This window comes from uncultured Kiloniella sp. (assembly GCF_937128705.1).
GTDB lineage: Bacteria > Pseudomonadota > Alphaproteobacteria > Kiloniellales > Kiloniellaceae > Kiloniella.
Genome location: NZ_CAKZMP010000294.1, coordinates 1 through 5,213, shown reverse-complemented (window position 1 = coordinate 5,213; position 5,213 = coordinate 1). Strand labels below are relative to the sequence as shown.

The 5,213-nt window shown below is 46.2% G+C and carries 5 protein-coding genes and 1 pseudogene; all 6 read left to right on the top strand.

Annotated features, from left to right (window positions below):
* On the top strand, positions 1 to 2,347 hold a 2,347-nt coding region (locus tag Q0241_RS14785; RefSeq protein WP_299378833.1), incomplete at its 5' end, for a hypothetical protein.
* 83 nt (positions 2,348 to 2,430) lie between these two features.
* A complete protein-coding gene (locus tag Q0241_RS14780; protein ID WP_299378831.1) occupies positions 2,431 to 3,081 on the top strand; it encodes a hypothetical protein in 651 nt (216 codons plus the stop codon).
* Complete coding sequence (locus Q0241_RS14775; protein ID WP_299378829.1) at positions 3,078 to 3,596, top strand: hypothetical protein; 519 nt, start codon at positions 3,078 to 3,080, stop codon at positions 3,594 to 3,596. The genes Q0241_RS14780 and Q0241_RS14775 overlap by 4 nt, the downstream gene beginning before the upstream one ends.
* Complete coding sequence (locus tag Q0241_RS14770; RefSeq protein WP_299378828.1) at positions 3,596 to 4,168, top strand: hypothetical protein; 573 nt, start codon at positions 3,596 to 3,598, stop codon at positions 4,166 to 4,168. Before Q0241_RS14775 ends, Q0241_RS14770 begins: the two co-directional genes overlap by 1 nt.
* A complete protein-coding gene (locus Q0241_RS14765) occupies positions 4,165 to 4,359 on the top strand; it encodes a DUF2635 domain-containing protein (RefSeq protein WP_299378826.1) in 195 nt (64 codons plus the stop codon). The genes Q0241_RS14770 and Q0241_RS14765 overlap by 4 nt, the downstream gene beginning before the upstream one ends.
* A gap of 3 nt (positions 4,360 to 4,362) precedes the next feature.
* Positions 4,363 to 5,213 (top strand): annotated as a pseudogene (locus Q0241_RS14760) (phage tail protein); the annotation flags it as partial.

Here is a 5,213-nt window from a genome sequence, read left to right as displayed (position 1 = left end):
CGCGGCTGATAATAACGCCCTTGTTTTAGCGCGGTTGCTCGAAGCCAAAGGCGAAGATAACAGCCCCGCTATCTCTGAAATGGGTTTGCTAGGTGCTGAAGCTATCCGTGAAGCCTTTGAAGGTGATCTACGGCAGTTAAGCGACTTATTGACAGGGGCGATTAAAAAAGCTCTAGAACTCGCCGGGGATGATGATTGGTGGCCTTATATCCGGGGCCTGTTCAATGATTATATTGTTGTTGAAAACAAAGACGGCAAACTTCTTTCTTATCCTTACGCCACAACAGGAACCAAAGTTACCCTGGGAACACCTACCGAAGTTGTTCAAGAGTTCAAAAAAGCTGGTGATGATCTTGGTACAATGACGGAAGCCGTTTCCGAACAATCAGCCTTCATCGAAAGCACAGAGGGTGGAAACTTCCGTATCCGGGTTATCCAAGCCGGGCTTTCGGGGAATAATAATTATTACCCTGATTCTGTTTTGCGTGAAGCTGTCTCGCTTTTTGAAGGCGCTCGCGTTCTGGTTAAATCGGATAAAGAGCATTTGTCCGGTCAGGGTAAATCTTTCGAGAATCTTATCGGTGGCTTGCAAAATGTCAGCTTTGTCGAAGGTGCCGGAACCGATACCGGGGAGATCCAAGCCGATCTGGCAATGATTGAGCCGAATGGTGAGGTCGCTGTAAAGCTACGTGAGGCCATTGCTCAAAACCTAACCAGTCTCTTTGGCTTCTCTATTGATGCCTTATCCCTCATCAAGCCCCGCCATGATTCTGGCCGTGTTCTTCGCGAAGCCCGAAAATTCACAGAAATCCGGTCAGTAGATCTCATCGTTGAACCCGGTGCTGGTGGAACTCTCTTAAATTTAATCGAAGCAAAAGGAGATCCAATCATGGATCGTGAACAAATGATGCGCCTTCTTGAGGCAAAAGGTCATAACAAGGCAGATCTGGAAAAGCTGGACGACAAGCAATTAATTGGGCGCATGACAGAAGCTATAGAAGCAGACACGCCACAACCGGAAACACCTCCCGTCAACACCGATGGTTTTGTTACCCGTGATGAATTGCGGATGGTCGAGGCCCGCGCGGATGCCCGTGTTACTATTCAAGGTTCAAATCTTCCGGAAGTTGCTCAAACACGTTTGATTGATCGCTTTACCAACGAAGACAGTTTTACACCGCAAGTTGTTCAAGAAGCTATCCAGTCAGAGCGAGATTACCTGGCTAACTTTGCGGGCGGCGGTACTGTTAACGGTCTAGGTGATGGTTCTGACGGTAACGGACATCAGGTCTTTTCGGGTGAAACTCAAGATGAACGTAACGCTGCAATGCTGGAAGCTTGCCTTGATATCAGCCATCAAGACCATGCCCAAGCTAGATCTTTCAGGGAATGCTATGTCGGAATTACAGGTGATCGGCAAGTTACGGGACAACTTTCAAACTGTCATTCAGGTTCATTCCGCGAGGCATTGAATACAACAACATTCTCTCTTGCCTTGGGTAATTCCATGAATCGACGCATGTTGAAGGATTACAAAAGCAATTCAAAAGAAGATGCCTGGCGGCGTATTGCGGATGTTGGTGAATTGAATGATTTCCGTGAACAAAAGCGGTCACGTTTCGGCGGATACGGTGATTTATCTGTCGTTGGAGAAGGTCAACCATATCCGGCCTTGGTATCGCCTGATGATGAAGAAGCCAAGTATTCTCCAAACAAACGCGGTGGTACTGAAGAAGTTACCCTGGAAATGATCAAGAATGACGATGTGAATATTATTCGTCGTATTCCTGGACGGATGAGCCGTGCCGCAAAACGGACACTTTCTAAGTTTGTCTTTGATTTTATCATTGGAAATGGTGCCGTATACGACAACAAAGCCTTGTTCCATGTTGATCATAATAACTTGTCAACGATAGCACTTACCAAAGACAGCTTCGAAGCCGCCCGACTTAAGATGGTCAACCAGACTGAACCCGGTTCAAACCAGAAACTTTTCTTTAATCCTAAAACAATGTTGATCGGGGCTGAATTGGGTCGAACTGCTTATGATCTGTTCAAGCGTGACACCAACAATGATGCTGATTTCATTCAAACCCTAAAGCCAGAAATTATCGAAGTTTGGTGCTGGGATGATGCGAATGATTGGGCGTTGATTGCAGATCCTATGGATGTTCCAACAATTGAAATTGGTTTCCTTGACGGTAAGCAAGAGCCTGAAATGTTTGTGCAGGATAATCCATCCGTTGGCTCTGTCTTCACTAACGACAAGATCAAATACAAACTTCGTCACATCTATGGTGGAGCCGTTATGGACTATCGCGGTTTCCAAAAAGCTGTAGTCGCCTAAAGCTTTCCACTCTTGGCTTTAGCGCACAGATATCCCGCCGTCTTCATGGCGGCGGGATAGTTAAACTCTCTCAAGGTTTGAAAATGCCCCTAGCAGACTTCACAGAACTTACAAAAAATCTGGTCCGGGATCAGACAGACAAAATCAGCGATGCAGACATTACGAATGCTGTTGAATTGGCTGTTGAAAGATACTCGGTTGATTTTCCACGTTCTGTTGTTGTCGAAATAACAGGAAACGGTGCTGAATCTATTGATAAGCCTGTTGATGCCGAATCAATACAAAGTCTTGAACGTTCCGCAAATATTTCAAATCCATTTATTGAATTTAATCTTCGCCTAACCCCTTCAGGCGAGAAAATTTATGTGACCGGCAGACTAACCCAAAATGAGATTTACTGGCTGCGTTATAACGCCGTGCATCAGCTTACAACGGCAATCGACACAATCCCGAAAAAGCACCGACAGGCCGTATCGCACTTTGCAGCATCGGTTCTATTTGAAAGCTTGTCGGGTGCAACAGCTAGTGATCGCGATGGCATGATTATCGCGGACTCTGTTGATCACGATAGCAAAGCAGCTGAATACGCTAAACGCGCCCGGCGTCATTATGACCTCTATCACAATTTACTAGGTATCAAACCGGGCAACCAGAAATCCGCACATGTCACAGTAAACTGGAACGGCCCTATCGGCGGTGGTGATTACCTGATGCATTCGAGGTTAGATCAATGACGCCTAAGCTCGATATAAAGTTCGATAAAAAACAGCTTAAAGCACTTGAAAAGGCCGTTTTAAATGCGCCTGAAGCGGTACAAAGCAAACTAACAACCGCTGCCCGTAAAAGCCTTTTACTTATTGAACGCGAAACCAAAGACAACACACCTTACAGCCTTGACCGGGGAACCGGGCTTGCCGGATCTATTATCTCTACTGAGCCTGTTTTAAGCGGCGGATTGATTACGGGGGAAGTCGGTTCTCCCTTGGCGTATGCCTTGCCTGTTGAATTGGGTAGCAAGCCGCATTTCCCACCTATTCGCCCGCTTCAGGAATGGGCGGAAGTCAAACTGGGTGTTGATCCCGAAATATCTTATGCCGTTGCCTTTGCTATTGCCTTGAAGATTTCTAAAGTCGGTACAGAAGGCAAACACATGTTAGGCAATGCCATTAAAGACAATGGCGGAAATGTACAGGGCTTTTTCAATGACGCTGTGCAAGAGCTTGCTGATGAATTGGGGGCTTCTATCTGATGTTATCCCAAATCCGCACGGCTATTGCCAATACCTTGAAAACTGTCTCTGGCATCGGCCTTGTTCATGAATTTCAGAGGTACAGTACAAACAATAGTGCTTTCAAAGATTTCTTCCTTCAGGACGATAAGGTTTTGGGCTGGTACATCACGCGGATTACCAGACGTGAGCAGCCGTATAGTTCTGGCTACAACAAGGTAGTGAATACATGGGAAATTCGCGGATTTATGAGCTTGATTGATGGCGAGCAAAGCGAAATCACAGCACAAAACTTAATTGAAAATATCATTCAAGCTTTTCGCGGTGATGAAACTTTGGGTGATTTGATTGATACGACCATTGTTGACAACCAGGCGGGCCTTCAGATGGAAGAATTTATCCCCGTTATGTTTGCGGGCGTTCTTTGCCATTCCATCCGGTTTTCACTTTTAACCAGGCACGATGAGCAACGCTTCAAGGATCTTGAAGATTTAACACCTTTTGAAACGGGCGGGGTTAAATACGACCTTGCACCAAAAGACGGCCAGATTGAGGCCGAAGACATTATCAAACCGGAGCAACCCCCATCATGAAAAAAGCTTTTCTGAAACCTGCCGAAGAAGGTCTCATCGTTCGAGATCCGGTTACTTTACTCCCGCTTCCAGCCGAAGGGGATGAGGTTGAATTCAACAGCCACTGGCGCAGACGCTTGGCTCAAGGCGATGTAATGATCGCTGAGAAAGCTAAAGCTCAAAGCAAGCCACAGCTTAAAAAGGAAAAATAAGTCATGGCTATTTCATTCAATGAAATTCCCCAAAATATCCGGGTACCTTTTGTCTATGTGGAATTTGATAATTCCCGCGCTGTTCAGGGTGCAGCGCTTATGCCCTACACACATTTGGTCATAGGTCAAAAGCTTCCCAACGGTACAGCAGAAGCTAAAACGCGCTACCGGGTAACTTCACACGCCCAGGGTAAGAATCTGTTTGGCGCTAATTCCATGCTTGCAGGCATGCTGGAAAAGCATTTCGAAAATAACAACCTTGTTGAAACAGTTGTTGTGGCTCTTGATGACGATGGCAATGCTCAAAAAGCTACCGGGTCTGTTACGTTTGGCGGGTCTGTTTCTTCAGGTACTTTGAATTTATATATCGGCGGCAAACGTGTTCGTGTTGGCATTGCGGCCTCACATACGCTTGATAATATTGCGACGAATACCGTCGCGGCAATCAATGCGGCAACAGGTGTTCTAGTCGATGCAGCTGTAAATGGCGCTGATAGTAAAAAAGTTGATCTGACATTCAATCACAAAGGCGAACTAGGTAACGATCTGGATATCCGCGTGAATTATTACGACGGCGAGGAATTACCTGTTGGATTAACGGCAACTGTTACGCCTATGTCTGGTGGAACCGCTAACCCTGAAATAGATGATATCTGGGCTATTCTGGGTGATGAGCATTTGCACGTTATTACGATGCCTTATCAAGATACCGCTAATCTGGTTTCTTTCGAAACCGAAATGGCAGATCGTTGGGGGCCTATGCGGATGATTGAGGGGCATGGCGTCTGTGCTGAGAAGCGAACACATAGGCAACCGGTTCCCCTGTGTAATAGTCGAAACTCACCGCATCTATG